Below are 14,591 nucleotides of genomic sequence, written 5' to 3'. Positions count from 1 at the left end.
TGTCATTCAACACTTCTGATCCTGTACAACTATTCAAGTTCTAAATCTAGGTGATCGCAACAAGCCCAACCTAGCTCTGATTGAGAAGCGACGACAACTCGTTAATGCCTTATTGTGGGAGCATGGCATCAATCCTGATCAAGGGCTAATGCAAGACTTGGAAGATGATGAGTTTTTATATGACTTCTATGAAGAGATACTTTATGATTTACAAAAACCTCAAGGAGAGAAGTTAGATGCCTCTGCTCCAGTAGCTGTTAGCATTATCCGAAGTTGGCTGAATTGTAAAAATCCAGCTAAGAAAAGTAAGTAATTGCCTTGAAAATATCTCGATGATATGGACTGGAGAGCAATTTGATGAAAGCGATCGCCCTGAGTCAGTCCGGTGGGCCGGAAAATTTGCAGCTACAGGATTTGCCCCAGCCGGAGATTACGGCGGGTCAGGTGTTGGTGAAGCTCAAAGCGGCTGGCATTAACCCGATCGACACCAAGTTGCGATCGCGCGGCACGTTTTACCCCGACACAACGCCCCAGGTGTTGGGGTGTGATGGTGCGGGGATCATTGAGGCGATCGGCTCCGAGGTGACGGGCTGGCAACCGGGCCAAGCGGTTTATTTTTGCTATGGCGGGTTGGGCGGCCCGGCGGGTAACTATGCGGAATGGGCGGCGGTGGATGCCCGCTGCCTGGCCCCCAAACCCGATCGCCTGAGTTTTGCGGCGGCGGCGGCGGCTCCTTTGGTATTGATCACGGCTTGGGAGGCCCTACGCGATCGGGCACGCATCACCGCTGGCCAAAAGGTGCTGATCCATGCCGGGGCTGGCGGCGTGGGCCATGTGGCGATTCAGTTGGCCAAGCTCTGGGGCGCGGAGGTGGCGGCCACGGTCAGCACGCCCGAGAAGGCGGATTTTGTGGCTGGTTTGGGTTGCGATCGCCCGATTCTCTATCGCCAAGAGGATTTCGTCAGCGCCTTGCAGGGCTGGACGGGCGGCCAAGGCGTAGATATTGCCTTTGACACGGTTGGTGGCGACTTGCTGACGGCTACCTTTCCGGCCGTGAAGCCCTACGGCGACGTGGTGACGATTTTGGAACCCGCGGCCAACACCAACTGGAAAGTCGCCCGCAGTCACAACTTGCGAATTGGGCTGGAATTGATGCTCACACCGCTGCTGAAGCATTGGGATGCGGGCTTACGGCATCAGGCGGAGATTTTGCGTCAATGCGCGGCCTGGATTGATGCCGGTCAACTCAAAATTCAGTTGCACCAAACTTTCCCGCTCGATCGCGCCGCTGAGGCCCACCAACTGCTGGAGCGGGGCGGTTTGATTGGCAAGCTGGCCCTGGCGATCGATCCCTAATTTCAGACTGCAAGTTTGCGACTTTGAACGGCTGGGCGATCGCGCAGAATCATCCCCGAATGGGATTTGAATTCAGTGGCTATGCTGGAGAGAGTTCCTGCGATCGTCCTGCTATGACTGCTTCTATTGCCGCCCAATTAATTGCTGCCAGCCTCACACCTGACGAGTATCGCGCCCTTGAAGAAAAAAGCGAAACTCGCCATGAATATTGCGATGGAGTATCAATCCCCATGACCGGTGGCAGCTATCGACATAGCCAAATTATTACTAACTTGATAGTGCTGCTGGCTACAGCCTGGGCCGAAACGGAATATACCGTTCATGCCAATGATTTGCGCGTTTGGTTACCGGAATGGCAAACGGGCACATATCCGGATGTGCTGGTCATTACAGGTGAGCCACGCTTCACCGAAAATCGCACTGATGAAGTGTTAAATCCCACGCTGATCATTGAGGTTTTGTCGCCTTCAACGGCGGATTACGATCGCACGAAAAAGTTTAGTAAATATTGCTCAATTCCTGAATTTCGGGAATATCTGTTGGTGGCTCAGGAAGAACCGGCAATCGATCGATTCTGGTTGGGTGAAGACGGCGACTGGCGTTGGCGAAGAACCGAAGGATTGACGGAAACCTGCTCGATCGCCACCGGTAATTTAGCGTTACCCCTGTCCAAAATTTATCGATCGGTTAGCTTTTAAATTCGGTTACCCATCAGCATTGCCCATGAACCCGACTCGATCGAGCGCCTCATCTTGGTAAACCGTCATCCGTTGGGCGGCGATCGGCTGTGTTGTGTTGGGCATCGGCCTTCGCTTTTGAACGGCTGGGCGATCGTGTGGAATCATCCCCGAATGGGATTTGAATTCAGTGGCTATGCTGGAGAGAGTTCCTGCGCTCGTCCTGCCATGACTGCTTCCATTGCCGCCCAGTTAATTGCTGCCAGCCTCACACCCGACGAGTATCGCGCCCTTGAAGAAAAAAGCGAAACCCGTCATGAATATTGCGATGGAGTATCAATCCCCATGACCGGTGGTACTTCAAGTCATAACCAAATTGGTCTGAACCTGATTCGGCTTCTAGATCTAGATCCACCCTTCACGGTTTTTGCATTGGATATGCGTCTTTGGTTGCCGACCTACAATCACGGAACTTATCCTGATTTGATGGTGATTGAAGGTGACCCTAGCTTTTCCGATGGACGGCGAGATGAAGTGTTAAATCCCACGCTGATCATTGAGGTTTTGTCGCCTTCAACGGCGGATTACGATCGCACGAAAAAGTTTAGTAAATATTGCTCCATTCCTGAGTTCCGAGAATATCTGTTGGTGGCTCAGGAAGAACCGGCAATCGATCGATTCTGGTTGGGTGAAGACGGCGACTGGCGTTGGCGAAGAACCGAAGGATTGACAGAAACCTGCTCGATCGCCACCGGCAATTTAGCGTTACCCCTGTCCAAAATTTATCGATCGGTTAACTTTTAAATTCGGTTACCCATCAGCATTGCCCATGAACCCGACTCGATCGAGCGCCTCATCTTGGCAAACCGTCATCCGTTGGGTGGCGATCGGCTGTGTTGTGTTGGGCATTGGCCTTCGTCTTTGGGCCATTGATCACAATATCCTTTGGCATGACGAAGTACTAACGGCCGTCAGTGCCGCCGGCCATCGTTTGCCGGTGCTCCAGGCTCGTGAATTTGCCAACAAACTGGTCACGCAGCCGGAATTGGTCGCCTATTTGGGGCCCAAGGGACAGCCTTGGCACACCGTTTTTGCTTCCGTGATTGGCAATCCAGAGCATCCACCGCTCTATTACCTGTTAACGCGGTTTTGGATGGAATGCTTTGGCAGCAGTGCCCTTGCCCTTCGGAGCTTGCCCACGATTTTTGGGCTGGCGGTTTTTCCTGCTCTGTACTGGGTCTGTTGGGAATTAACCCGATCGCCCTTGGTGGGTTGGGTGGCCATGGCGCTGGTGGCCCTGTCCCCGTTTCATGTGCTGTATGGGCGAGAGGTGCGGGAATATAGCCTGTGGGCGGCGTTGCTGTTGGTGTTGGGGGCGCTGCTGCTGCGTGCTTTGCGGTTGGCAGGGCGGGCGGCCAATTGGGGCGATCGGGTGCGGGCCTGGTGGCCCTACAGCTTGGTTTTGGCGCTGGGGCTATACACCTCCCTGTTGACGGTTTATGTGTCCGTAGGTCAAGGGTTGTATGTGCTGTGGCTCGATCGGGGGCGACTGGGCTGGCGGGTGCGATCGCTCATTCTGGCCGGCTTGGCCGGTGGGTTGCTGTTCTTGCCCTGGGCGCTGGTGTTGTTGAACCATTGGGAAGCCGCTCGCCAGCTCACCGCCTGGATGACCGCCTATGAAGAGCCGCGCATTCAAGTGTTCCGCCGATTGGTCATCCAAGTGTTGCGAGGGTTCACGGATTGGGTTCCCGTGGGCGCTGGTTGGTGGGGGGCGGGGCTGTTTTGCGCGATCGCCCTGGGAGTCTTGATCTGGCTGCAACGGCAGTTTCCCCTGCGGGTGAGCGGTTGGGTGCTGACCCTCACGTTGGTCTCCACCAGCCTATTGGTGATCCCCGATCTGTTCGATGGCGGGCTGCGCTCCATCTCAACGCGCTACTGGACTCCGACCTATCTGGGGTTGCAAATTGCCCTCGCGATTCTGATTGCCCAATCCCTGACCCAAGGGCAAACCCTGCGCCGCAGTCTCGCCGCGATCGGGGCCAGCCTGTTATTAACCATTAGCCTGAACGGTAGTTGGCAATTAATCACCGCTACCACCAATTGGGCCAAGGGAATTAGTGTTAGCTTGCCTGCTTTTGCGGAACAGATTAACGCCGCCGCGAACCCCTTGGTGATTGCGGATGGATTTGGCTATCGAGTTGGCAACACCATCGCCCTGGCCCTGCGCCTGCGGCCCAATGTGCCGTTCTATTTGGTCTCAGATTTTCGACAGGTCAACCCCGGTGATTTGCAGTTGTTGAAAACGGCGATCGGGCAAATGACTCCGCCGATTAGCGATCTGTACGTCCTGAACCTGATGCCCCCGTTTCGCGAGGCGATCGAGGCAGAATTAAAAGGGCAAATTCAACCCCTTGGCGGTGACAACATGGCTTGGCTCGATCGATTGCAACTGCCTTCCCCGATCGCCGCCCAAAAACCCATGCCATTAAATTCAAACCTTGAGCAATTCAAACTTTAACGAAATTCAAACTTCAATAGAAAAGACAAGCATCAAAAAGATCAGAACAAAAAAGACAAGAGGTTTAAACCCCTTGCCTTTGAACGATTGCCATTGACCGCAAATTGCTAATTGCTAGCAATTTCTAGGCCAAATTCACCAGCTTCAGGGTCAAATCCCACATTCTTTGACCCCGTTGCTCATCGCGGGCCTGAGGCGAGACCCGTTGCAGGAAGGCTTCGCGACCCTTCTTCTGGCGGTTGCCCCAGCTAAAGTAAGCCCCCGACTGCTTGAAGTCAGGATCTGCCACCACCTGAGCCACCCGATCGCCCGCCAACTCCTGGGACACATAGCCCCCAGTGATGTTCTTTTGGAACCAGGGGAAGATGGTTTGGAACAGGGGATAGTGATTGCGGAAGAGGGGCGTATCGGCCACGCAACCGGGATAGAGCGAAGAGAACGTAATCCCAGTGGACTCATGGAAGCGACGGTGCAACTCGCGCATGGTCAGCACATTGCAAACCTTGCTTTCCTTGTAGGCCCGCACCGGCTCAAACTTCTTGCCATTGGCCATGCAAATCGGATTTTTGAAGCCCTGTGCAAAGCCTTCCAGATTGCCCAAATCGGGCTGAGGCGGAATTTTGCCCCCCAATTCGTCGGGGTTGTGGGTCACCGTGCCCAAAATCACCATCCGCCGATCGGGATAGTTCGAGAGCTTCATGTCATCCAACATCAGATTGCACAACAGGAAGTGGCTCAGATGGTTGGTGGTCATGGTCAGTTCATAGCCCTCAGGACTCCAAAGCGGTTCCTTAATCAAGGGCATATAAATGGCAGCGTTACAGACTAGCGCATCGAGCGATCGACCCAGCGATCGAAAAGCACTGACCAACATCCGCACGCTGGTGAGGTTCCCCAAGTCCACTTGGAGCACCGTATAGCTATCTTGAGGAATGCCCGCCTCGGCCGCTGCCGCGTGGGTTTTTTCCAAATTCCGGCAAGCCATCACCACATACCAGCCACGATTGACGAGGGCCTTAGCGGCGTACAGCCCGACTCCCGAGGAAGTACCGGTGATGAGGACGGTGGGTTTTTGCTGTTCTGCCATTGCTGTTGTGCGGTTTTATCGTGATGGGTTACTAAAAAAGGGGGCAGAGCAACTGGCTCTTGCGCCTCATGCCGATCGAAACCGACGGTAATCGCCTCGATCGCGATCGGGAACGCTTTGCTCTGTTGAATGATGCCACCGGGCCCAAACGGGGCCAGGCGATCGCATCCTATCGAGAATCGCCTAATTGCGCGTCGCGAAAGGCGAAAACCTCAACCAATCTTAAAATCTTGGCCGGTTGTTGAGAATTTTGCAGGGCGGCATCCAAATTATTTGGCTAGCACCCTTGCGATTTTTCATCCATGGCGTATAATACATACTCGCGTCAAAAATATTGAGTTTTGTTCCGTTAGCCAAACGATCACCACTCAATCAATCTCCGTAACCTAGAGATTCGAAGACGCATTAAGGCTCAGTAGCTCAGAGGTTAGAGCAGGGGACTCATAAGCCCAAGGTCGCAGGTTCAAATCCCGCCTGAGCCATCGCTGAAACTCAATAAACACAAGGCTTCTGGCGATCTCCATCTAATTCGGGGGTCGCCATTTTTAAGCAAAAACTAAGCAAAAGATTCAGAGGGGGCCTTTTTTGCTGATTTCGGCCCAGGCCCGTTGATGAACATCCACCCCGATCCAGTGCTGATAAACACTCGTATGAACTTCAACGCTGTGCCCCATCCATTGGGCGGCCAAACTGACATCTAATTGACCGATCGCCCGAACAGCCCAAGCGTGGCGAAGGTAGTAGGGGGAAAAGGGAATTTTGTAGCGTTTGAATGCGTGGGTGACTCGATTTCCGAGAGCTGAATTATCGGGCCCGCTGATTTTGGGTCTGATGATTTGCCCCAAACCAAAGTCTTCAAACCAGTTGGGCCAGATGGGCCAGACGATGCGATCGCCCGTTTTGCCCTCCTCGATGTCCAGGCGTGGGGGAGTGGTGAATTTGGCGTGGCAAATTTCGTGCGGGCGTAAGCCGTAGGCAGCAATCAGCCCATAGGCCCAACGCCAGGAATCATTGGGGAGGCGATCGAACCAATGGAGGATGGTGCGATCGTCTGGCAGGTCACGGGGGGCCGCCTTGAGGATGCCGTATTCCCCTCGGTAGGCCTTGAAGCTGCAATTCAGTCCGGCAAACTTGGCCAGTGATTCGAGCACTCGACAGGCCCGCTGTCGGGTGCGGCTGTCGGGTTCGGTGGCGAGGACGATCGCCAACAGTTCCTCATGGGTTAGGGGGCGATCGAGCGGCAACTTGTCGAAAATCTTGCGGTAATCGTGCCGCCAGGTCGTGAGGCTTTTGGGATTTTTGGGCCGCCGGTTCCAATAATCAACTTCAAACCGATCGACCCAATCACCGATCGCTTCCCCTTGTGCCGATCGCCGGAATTCGGGCCGCCAATCGCCCCAATCAAATGAGCCGTCGGTGAGTGATCGGCGTAGGGCCCGGGCCTGGGTTTCGGCCTGAGAAACGCCTTCCACCGTGAGGGCTAATTTGGTGGAGATTCGGCGCTGTTTGTTCTGTGTACAAGATTCAGAGGGCAAGGGCGGCAGGACGGCCACCAAAAAGAGCAAGTTACCGATCGCGGTGATCGAGACCCGAACTTTGTCGCGTTTGAGCCGGCCGTTGGCTTGGGCCAACCGGGCGATCGCTGCATCACTCATCGATCGGCTCCAATTGCGTGAAATCCACCAAGAAGGAGCCAAACTTATCGCGTTCCTGAACTCGAGCTTTTTCCCCTTTCTGCCCAATGATTCGGACGATCGCGCCATTTCTGCGGTGCTTTGGTGCGTTAAACCGATAGAACCGATCCTTGAGGCGATCGAGCAAATTTTTCAATCCAGGCGACGGAACAAAATTCACATGATCACTGCTTACGCTGTCTGGGTTTGGGGCGTTGGGCGGTGACAGCAGCGCACCACTTGCCCCACCGCTTGCACCATCAATTGCGGCTGTTGCACCATTTTGCTGAGGCTGGGCAAATGATTGCGGCTCAAGGGTCTGAGGATTTTGAGCTGCAAAATTTTCGGCCGTTAAATGCGCGTTTTTTTCGTCGTCAAAAAAATTTGAATTTGGGTGGTTTGACATGATCACAGGATCACCGCTTGCCCCATAAGGGTTTGAGGGCGGTTTTTGATGATCAGTGATCATGTGCTCCTCACGATCACTGTTTTGAGCGATCGGGCGATCGCTGAGAGTGACATGATCACTGATCATGTGCCGATCACCCTCAAACCCGCTCGGGGTATAGGGTGATCGTGTGATCATGTCACTGCCGGTTGTTTCGTATATAGGGGCTGAAATGCTTGGTTTTGCATGGGTGGGCCGTTCACTGAGCGCTTCAAGTGGGAACGGATCCGTATCCCCATCCATGCGAAGTCGCACCCCACGCACGATTTTTTGTCGTGAGGTGCTGTCGGGCGACCGGGTAAACTCGCATTCCCAGCCAAGTACGTTAAGCAGCAAGTCCGCTAGCGCCGGGGAAAACTCCTTGTTTGCTCGGGGTTGTCCACCTGTGGCAGCGGTAAATGCTGTGTAGTTGCCGTACAGTGTACCTTTGTCGTCGCGAGTCTTGCCCAGGTTCACAAAATCGTTACGGTTGCCGGTGGGAATCAGGCATTCGTTAACCCAGTGCGCAAGGTTATCGCTGCGCATTTTGTATTCCCAGGTTTGGGCGATCGAGGCTGATGATGGGTCGGAAATCTGACGCAACACGTCGGTTACTTCGCGATCGGGAATGCTCAACACAAAGTTGGTTAGCGCGGCCAGCTCCGGTGCAAATGATCGATCGAGGTTTTTCATTTGACTGAGCGCCACTTTTTTGGTGAAGGGCACTACCAGGGCGCGGCGCGACATCCCAGATGAGTGATCGCCGCTGAAAATTGGGAAGTTACTGGAAACCAAGACCATCCCGTCAAAGGTGAAATGAAACGCTGTTTGGCGCTTGATTTCAGCCCTCAGCGGGTCTTGGCCTGTGAGCGATTTGAATGTCGATAGCCCACCACGGTAGGGGTCTTCGTCGGGGAGAACGACCAGGCGCTTGCCATAGGCGTTGGCCATGTCGAATTGGTTGGTGCAAATTGCGGTCAAGGTGGTGGTGTGAATGTTCTGCTCGCCAATGAGGGCGATCGCCAGCCGGGTGTAAGTGCCTTTGCCTGTGCCACCGGGCCCGGTCAAGTGCAAAAACCGTTGCAGGTCGGCGCGGCGCTTCAATGTTGCATTTAAGAAGCACAGCAGGATTCTTTGCAGTCCGCGATCGCCGTCGGTCGCAAAGTCCATCCACTCTGCGATCGAGTCCCAATCGGTGGCCGTTGGGTCGTAGTCGCGGGGCAAGCTCCACAGCAGCCGGTTTGCTGGGGCGTGGGCTGAGAGTTGCATGGTTTCCAGGTTCAGCACCCCGTTGCGGAAGGGCAGCACGCCTTCGGCCTCTTCCCATCCGTCTACCAGCAGATAGGCTTCCAGTAACTCACGCACCGATTTGATGAATCCCGAGCTGTAGCGGCTCCGGTCTGCTTTTCCGTCCAGTTCGCCTTGCAGCATGGCGTTGATGTGAACGGGAGTTTCGGGAGTCCACACCCCTGGATATTTGGCTTCATAGCGATACCACTGCCGGAGTTCGGGGTTGAAGGCCAGGAAGGGCCGATAGCGTTCGGCTAGGTCGCGGGCCACTTCTGAAGGCTTTGGCGGCTCATATTTGTCCTTCTTCGAAGCCACCTGGCCTTCAATGCCCTTGAGCCAATCCTCAAACTTTTGGGCCGATCGAACCCGATCGCCAAATGCCTCACGCCCCATGGCCACAATCAGATCGTCAGCACCTTTGTAGGCGGTATCCCAGGTGACGATTAGGACGGTGCAACCGCGAGCGGTTAGCAGGCTGCCAAAGCGTTTGAGCGCATCGCGGCATTCTGGCTTGGTTAGATAGTCACTATCAAACGCCAGGGCGTGAGTGGTTCCGGGATTTGCCCAGCGCTCGACTTCAAAGGCGAGTTTGTCGTCTTTTCCCCAATTCCACACCCCTGTTAGGAAAATGCCGGCATGGCCTGCTGAGAGGATCGCCGCGGCCTTTTTGGCTCCCTCTGTCCAGACTCGGATGATGCTGGTGTCGCTCCAGGTGTTGAGCCAGTAATCGGGGTTGCCAGGGACTGATAGGAAAAATGCGTCAGGCTCGACACCGCTGGCGGTGAGGTATTTGGCGGGCTTTTTGTTGGGGTCAACAACATGGGGCCGATCGGGCTTGCCTTGGCCATCTCTTGCACCGAGGGGCTGGCCGGTGCGCCAGTTAACGCCTCTGCACCACCATCCGCCTGTGGCGATTTCCTTGGCGGGCTTGACTCTCAGGTTGAATTCTTTTTTGGGCAGGCTCTCCAAATTGGCGCGGGCGATCGCCTCATCAACGCCGCTGCCGTCTACCCACTCGGTCAAATGCTTGGGCGCAACACGCGCCGATCGATCCATCGTCATCATGGGAGGTCTCCAAAAGGGCAATAGCAAGCCCCCACCGGCTAAAAGCCAGCAGGGGCAAGGTTTAAGCGGTCAGTTCTTCAGCCGGATCGTAATTTTCGATCTCGGTTTCGTTGCTCAACACCTTCAGGCTTGCTACCCGTCCCTCCCAATCAGCCAAGGACTGCTTAAGCCCTTCAAGCCGATCGCTTATTCCATTGCGCTCCTGATTTAGCAGTTCGATTTCTTGCAGCAGCGATGCGACCTTGTGGTCGATCTGGGCTATCCGATCCTGGGCGGTGTCAATCAGATAGCCAAGGGTTTTCCCATGCGTAACTGGTCTGGGTCGGGCGGCGAGTTTGGCAGCAGTCCCCGTGCAAACTGCTCCACCACCTCGCTCGCGCTCCTCAGCCCCATTGCTTGGGCTGTGTTCCTGAGGGTGTCGATCGCTTCCTCCGTTAGAAGCAATCGAATTTCCCGTTTTCGCTTCCCGTACTTTGGCTTCCCGGCCATTTTGCTCTGGTGTCATGTTGGTTGGGTCTAATCTTACCGCCTGTAAAATACACTTGATTTTACTGGCTGTAATATGTTTATATCAATCATACCGCACGTAAGATTATCGAATCCCTTGCGGTCTCGACAGAATGGGGCCCGCCGTGTGCGGGCTTTTCTAGACCATGGCCCAGACCGAATTCCCGATCGGCTTTTCCGTTGGCTGTGCCATCAGCGCGGTGACCCGTCGCCTCAAGCGCTCCCTGAAAGGAGCCGGGTTCCGTTGGCGCAAGCAACCGAAACAGTCGGTCTGGTGGATTAAGTCCTGCTCAGGCTTCACTACACGCCTGAGCTACCACAAAGAGTTCGGCTGGCTGGTGGTTTCGGAGAGTCCCTACGACGGGCAAGTCGTTGAAAAGCTCGTTAATTACCTTTGGAGGGCTTATGTTGACCGCTTTGCCGCCTGAGAAACCTGTTGCCGCTGAGGGCGATCGCCCGCCCATCATTGGCCATGTCCATGAGCTTGATTTCTATTTGCAGGCCCATGAGGCGAAAAATCGCGGCTACCATTCGCGGGCCGTCTGTTTGCTCTGCCTTGCCGCCCGGAATTTCGGGCTTGAATGGACATCTCTAGGCCACGTGCTCCTGGATTGGGATTACAACCTTCCTAATGTCGATAAAGCTTGGGCAGAGCTTTGGGAGGATCCGAATGGTTAAATATCGCCGCCTGGCCCGGGTCAATATTTATCGGGCCCAATGCCAACTCGCCCGATCGCTCAAAGAAGGCAACTACACCCCATTGGAGCGGTCATACTACCGGCGTGTTTTGGAGCACTTGGCTCTAGCCCAAGACGCTTTCGATAAAGGCGATCGGCTCTCAGCTCGCAAAGACCGATTCAACGGAGGGCGCACTGCATGAGCTACTGGCTTCGCTGGTTGCGGGGGGTCTGCTGGATGGCCATGCACGATGAGGACTTCTGCCATCGGTGCTTGGCTTTGGCTATCTCGCCAGTGCAATGGAGCGGGCGCGTCTCCGAGGATTCTCGGGGGGAAAAGGAACTCATTTGGTGGATTGAGGGCTACCTCATCATTTGCTGGCCCCAATTGTGGATCCGTCCTCTTGATGAGCTGCCTACAGACCCAGCCGACTCAGCTCCTATTGCCGACTACGACGAGATGCCTTTCTGACCTTAGTAGGGCGGCCTACGCGGCCACCCCGCCTAAAGGGGGGAATTTAATGGACGTTTGGGGTTTTTTCAAAACTGCCTAAACCCGAAAAAACCCAGGCTTATAGACAAGCTTGGCGATCGCCCTCAGCGCACCTGAGGCGATCGCCTTTCTGTTGATGATTGTTGGAGTTTCAGCTCGTTTCAGAGTCAGAAGGCGATCGCTTCACTGCTCGATGTCCCCTTCTGATACGCCATGAGCGGAAACTCGGTAAGGTTTTGGTTCAGTTGCCAGATAGGGCCCTTAGGGTGGTTAAGCACACCCTTGATCGGGGGGTTATGCCGTCTCGGTCACCCCTCAAGCGCCCTCAGCATGTCAATGTCACCGCCATTAATCAGCAATTCGTCTGGCTCAAAATCATCGATCGATTGAGCAAATGGCGAGGACATCGGCGCGGCCACCCAACTCTCACGCCCAAATTCAATGCGGCCCATGCCCATCCTGACGTAAACCACTCCAGCAAATTCCTCTCCTGGCATGTATGCCCCAAACTCAACTTCTGAATTTGGCTCCAGCAACGCCAGCAGTTCAAACGCTTCTTTTTCGACTGCCTTTATTTGGTTGTCGCGATCGCGGTTAGATCCCCCGTTTTGGGCCAATTGCCAGTAGTAGGCTAGCTGTCCAACCAGTAGCCGCAATCGCTCCCAAGCTTTAGCCCTAGCCGCCTTCAAATCCGCCATAATAGGGTGATCCATTGCGCTACCTCGAACAGTGCGATCGGATCTTCCCCCACGCAGTGCACAGACCGAGGCGATCGGAAGCACAAAATAAGCCAGCCCTCACCCGCAGGGCTGGCTTATTTTTATCCCCCTTCAGACCCCGATCCACCCGAAGGTTGCTCGCCTCGCACCATGTCCAGGGCGCTAAATTCAGACCCCTGCGAAACCCGCCGCGCCGATTCCGCCAAAGCCCCCTGTTGCTTATTAGAATCCCGGATGATTTTGCCGTCCTTATCGACAAGTTGACCCGCATCATTAACCAGAGTTTGCCCCTCGGTCACCGCTTCATTGAACCGAGTTGTGTTGTCGGCCAGCTCCTTACTTTCGTCAGAAATATTCACCACCTCACCCGCAATTGAAGTTCCCAAATCGGCAACCTCAGTTGAGTTATCCAGCATTTGCCGCAACTTCTCGAAACGCCCCGTCGCGCTGTTGATATTCGGATTCATCCAAGGGAACGCCCCCTGATTCACAATCCGCGAATTCTTCAGCGCGTTCCCGATTCGAGCGACATTTGTTGAGGTGATTTCAACGATGTTTCGAGCGCCGTCAAAAATCCCCTGAATCGTATAGGCAACGTTTGCAGCACTCGTAAGGATTCTGTTGATGTTGATCCATTTTGCTTGAATTTCCGTCCAAGCCGCCTTGCCAAAGATATCGGTCATTAAGCCCTGAAATCCCTGACCAACTAACTCGTTAACGTCAATTGGTTCATCTTCAGTGGTTCCCCCTGTTGCCACTTTCTTAATTGCCTGGATTGACATGCTCAACATGTCACCAACCGACTCGATTAGGTTGCGAGAAAGCATCGCGGCATTGTGTAGGAGCACAACCATGTTCAACATCGAAAAAGCCTGCATAAGGAGCTGTGTTCCTCGCATCTTTTTCAACTGATCGGTGACGCTGGTAATTTTGCCGGGTAGGTATTCGATCGGCTTGCCAATCGTGTTTTTCAAAGAGTCGCGATCGGTCACAATCACCCCCGAAAGTCCATTCGGGTTCTTGCCCGGATCCCCAAGTCTTCGCAGGATTTCCTTCGTCAAGGCATCCATATCAGGCGCTGCACGGCAGGGCATAGGCTGTTCGATTTCTCCTTTGGGTGTACAGGGGCTTCGGGCTGGTGCGATCGGCGGAGCCTTGGGCGGCACTCGAACAGGCGGGTTCCGAGTGGGCGGCTTTAGCGCCGGGGGGTTCAAACCAGGCGGCGCGATCGGTGTGGGCTGGGGCGGCTCATTGGGGTTGAACGGATTGCTCCGGCCTCGGTTTGGGGCCCGGGGCGGAATTAACCCAGGAATCGGCGGGGGAACCGGAGTCAACCCAGGAATAAAGGGGATTTCTGGCGTGGTGGTAACCCCTGGCAACGCAGGCGGAAATCGCGCCGGTGGAGTTCGAGCGGGGGGCTGATCCACCACAGGCGGCTCCGGGGGTGGATCGACCCAAAACGGGTCACCAGGCGGGATTAGTTCGGGGTAGTCCTCTTCATCCAACCCAACCCAAAAATCGGCGGTTGCCAAATATGACGACGAGTTGCCCGTCAGGTAATAGATCCCTTGTGCGTGACGAATGCCGATCCATTGCCACGGCGACGGGGGGTTGATGTAGTTTGCAATGACAGCCGGATCGGCTCGCTGATAGACAAAGCTGAGTGGGCCGTAAAGTTGCACCTCGGCGCTACCTTCAACCAGCCATCGCCGGAAAAGGAACATGATGTCGGGCTTTCCCTGAGCATCGGTCGTGAAGATATGTTCGTTGACTTCTGTATGCTTGTACCAAGTTTTGACCTTGTACCACCAGGCGCGATCGAGCCAAGGGGTTCCCACTTCCTCAGGGGTTCGCCGCCGTGCTGGCGTTCGCGGCTGGGGTGTGCCAGCGGGCGATTGTCCCGATGGGGCGGGCGGGCGAATGCCCTTGGCCTTGGCCACCGCCTCAGGGGTTAAGTCGCCAACAGGAGGCGCGGTCAAACCGATTCCCGCCGCCGCGCCCGCCCCAAGCCGTGTGCCAGGCTCTTGGCTCCCAAACCTCTTTCGCGGTGTGGGATCTGGGATCTCCCTCTTGGGCGGGCCGCGGCTGCCAATAGCGGCGGC

At 55.1% G+C, this 14,591-nt stretch carries 15 protein-coding genes, 1 tRNA gene and 1 pseudogene; 11 read left to right on the top strand and 6 right to left on the bottom strand.

Translation table 11 applies throughout. From position 1 onward, the window contains the following. Positions 1–148: 148 nt before the first annotated feature. The 5 genes from AMR42_RS20530 (at position 149) to AMR42_RS12750 (ending at position 4,551) form a co-directional block, all read left to right on the top strand. On the top strand, positions 149–313 hold the full coding sequence (locus AMR42_RS20530; protein ID WP_158234470.1) for a hypothetical protein: 165 nt from the start codon (positions 149–151) through the stop codon (positions 311–313). Between the two features lie 44 nt (positions 314–357). Continuing rightward, the gene (locus tag AMR42_RS12765) at positions 358–1,356 is read left to right on the top strand and encodes a zinc-dependent alcohol dehydrogenase family protein (protein WP_099534000.1); all 999 of its coding nucleotides are present in this window, start codon (positions 358–360) and stop codon (positions 1,354–1,356) included. Between the two features lie 113 nt (positions 1,357–1,469). Beyond that, on the top strand, positions 1,470–2,054 hold the full coding sequence (locus tag AMR42_RS12760; protein ID WP_099533999.1) for a Uma2 family endonuclease: 585 nt from the start codon (positions 1,470–1,472) through the stop codon (positions 2,052–2,054). 207 nt (positions 2,055–2,261) lie between these two features. Further along, positions 2,262–2,837: a Uma2 family endonuclease gene (locus AMR42_RS12755; RefSeq protein WP_099534002.1), complete on the top strand. Its 576-nt coding sequence runs from the start codon at positions 2,262–2,264 to the stop codon at positions 2,835–2,837. A 25-nt stretch (positions 2,838–2,862) separates the two neighbouring features. After that, positions 2,863–4,551 carry a glycosyltransferase family 39 protein gene (locus AMR42_RS12750; protein WP_143473071.1) on the top strand — a complete coding sequence of 563 codons (1,689 nt, stop codon included), beginning with the start codon at positions 2,863–2,865 and terminating at the stop codon, positions 4,549–4,551. 124 nt (positions 4,552–4,675) lie between these two features. Here the strand turns inward: AMR42_RS12750 and AMR42_RS12745 are convergent, their stop codons facing one another. Next, complete coding sequence (locus tag AMR42_RS12745) at positions 4,676–5,638, bottom strand: protochlorophyllide reductase (protein ID WP_099533996.1); 963 nt, start codon at positions 5,636–5,638, stop codon at positions 4,676–4,678. A 68-nt stretch (positions 5,639–5,706) separates the two neighbouring features. On the opposite strand from AMR42_RS12745, the gene AMR42_RS20525 reads away from it, so the two are divergent. After that, positions 5,707–5,883 (top strand): hypothetical protein, encoded by a 177-nt coding sequence (locus AMR42_RS20525; protein ID WP_158234469.1) that lies wholly within the window; start codon positions 5,707–5,709, stop codon positions 5,881–5,883. A gap of 164 nt (positions 5,884–6,047) precedes the next feature. Continuing rightward, positions 6,048–6,120, top strand: a tRNA-Met gene (locus AMR42_RS12740). 87 nt (positions 6,121–6,207) lie between these two features. On the opposite strand, the gene AMR42_RS12735 is transcribed toward AMR42_RS12740, so the two are convergent. The 3 genes from AMR42_RS12735 to AMR42_RS19930 form a co-directional block, all read right to left on the bottom strand. Then, complete coding sequence (locus tag AMR42_RS12735) at positions 6,208–7,293, bottom strand: integrase (protein ID WP_099533994.1); 1,086 nt, start codon at positions 7,291–7,293, stop codon at positions 6,208–6,210. After that, positions 7,286–10,093 (bottom strand): phage/plasmid primase, P4 family, encoded by a 2,808-nt coding sequence (locus tag AMR42_RS12730; RefSeq protein ID WP_099533992.1) that lies wholly within the window; start codon positions 10,091–10,093, stop codon positions 7,286–7,288. The genes AMR42_RS12735 and AMR42_RS12730 overlap by 8 nt, the downstream gene beginning before the upstream one ends. 61 nt (positions 10,094–10,154) lie before the next feature. Continuing rightward, on the bottom strand, positions 10,155–10,598 hold the full coding sequence (locus AMR42_RS19930) for a hypothetical protein (RefSeq protein ID WP_143473070.1): 444 nt from the start codon (positions 10,596–10,598) through the stop codon (positions 10,155–10,157). Positions 10,599–10,746: 148 nt separating this feature from the next. Between AMR42_RS19930 and AMR42_RS12715 the strand changes: the two genes are divergently transcribed. Genes AMR42_RS12715 through AMR42_RS12705 form a run of 3 tightly spaced genes read left to right on the top strand, consistent with a single transcriptional unit; the run spans position 10,747 to position 11,480 of the window. Continuing rightward, a complete protein-coding gene (locus tag AMR42_RS12715) occupies positions 10,747–11,028 on the top strand; it encodes a hypothetical protein (protein ID WP_099533988.1) in 282 nt (93 codons plus the stop codon). Continuing rightward, the gene (locus AMR42_RS12710) at positions 11,009–11,278 is read left to right on the top strand and encodes a hypothetical protein (protein WP_158234468.1); all 270 of its coding nucleotides are present in this window, start codon (positions 11,009–11,011) and stop codon (positions 11,276–11,278) included. Before AMR42_RS12715 ends, AMR42_RS12710 begins: the two co-directional genes overlap by 20 nt. Beyond that, positions 11,271–11,480: a hypothetical protein gene (locus AMR42_RS12705; protein WP_099533984.1), complete on the top strand. Its 210-nt coding sequence runs from the start codon at positions 11,271–11,273 to the stop codon at positions 11,478–11,480. The genes AMR42_RS12710 and AMR42_RS12705 overlap by 8 nt, the downstream gene beginning before the upstream one ends. A gap of 598 nt (positions 11,481–12,078) precedes the next feature. On the opposite strand, the gene AMR42_RS12695 is transcribed toward AMR42_RS12705, so the two are convergent. Both AMR42_RS12695 and AMR42_RS19925 read right to left on the bottom strand, forming a co-directional pair. After that, positions 12,079–12,387, bottom strand: coding sequence for a hypothetical protein (locus tag AMR42_RS12695; protein WP_143473069.1), 309 nt, complete (start codon positions 12,385–12,387; stop codon positions 12,079–12,081). Between the two features lie 203 nt (positions 12,388–12,590). Next, positions 12,591–13,559 (bottom strand): hypothetical protein, encoded by a 969-nt coding sequence (locus AMR42_RS19925; RefSeq protein ID WP_143473068.1) that lies wholly within the window; start codon positions 13,557–13,559, stop codon positions 12,591–12,593. 697 nt (positions 13,560–14,256) lie between these two features. On the opposite strand from AMR42_RS19925, the pseudogene AMR42_RS19920 reads away from it, so the two are divergent. Next, positions 14,257–14,591 (top strand): annotated as a pseudogene (locus AMR42_RS19920) (hypothetical protein); the annotation flags it as partial.

Origin of the sequence: Limnothrix sp. PR1529 (genome assembly GCF_002742025.1) — a bacterium.
Lineage (GTDB): Bacteria > Cyanobacteriota > Cyanobacteriia > CACIAM-69d > CACIAM-69d > CACIAM-69d.
The sequence above is the reverse complement of the archived record's forward strand: the minus strand, read 5'-3'. Positions and strand labels throughout refer to the sequence as shown.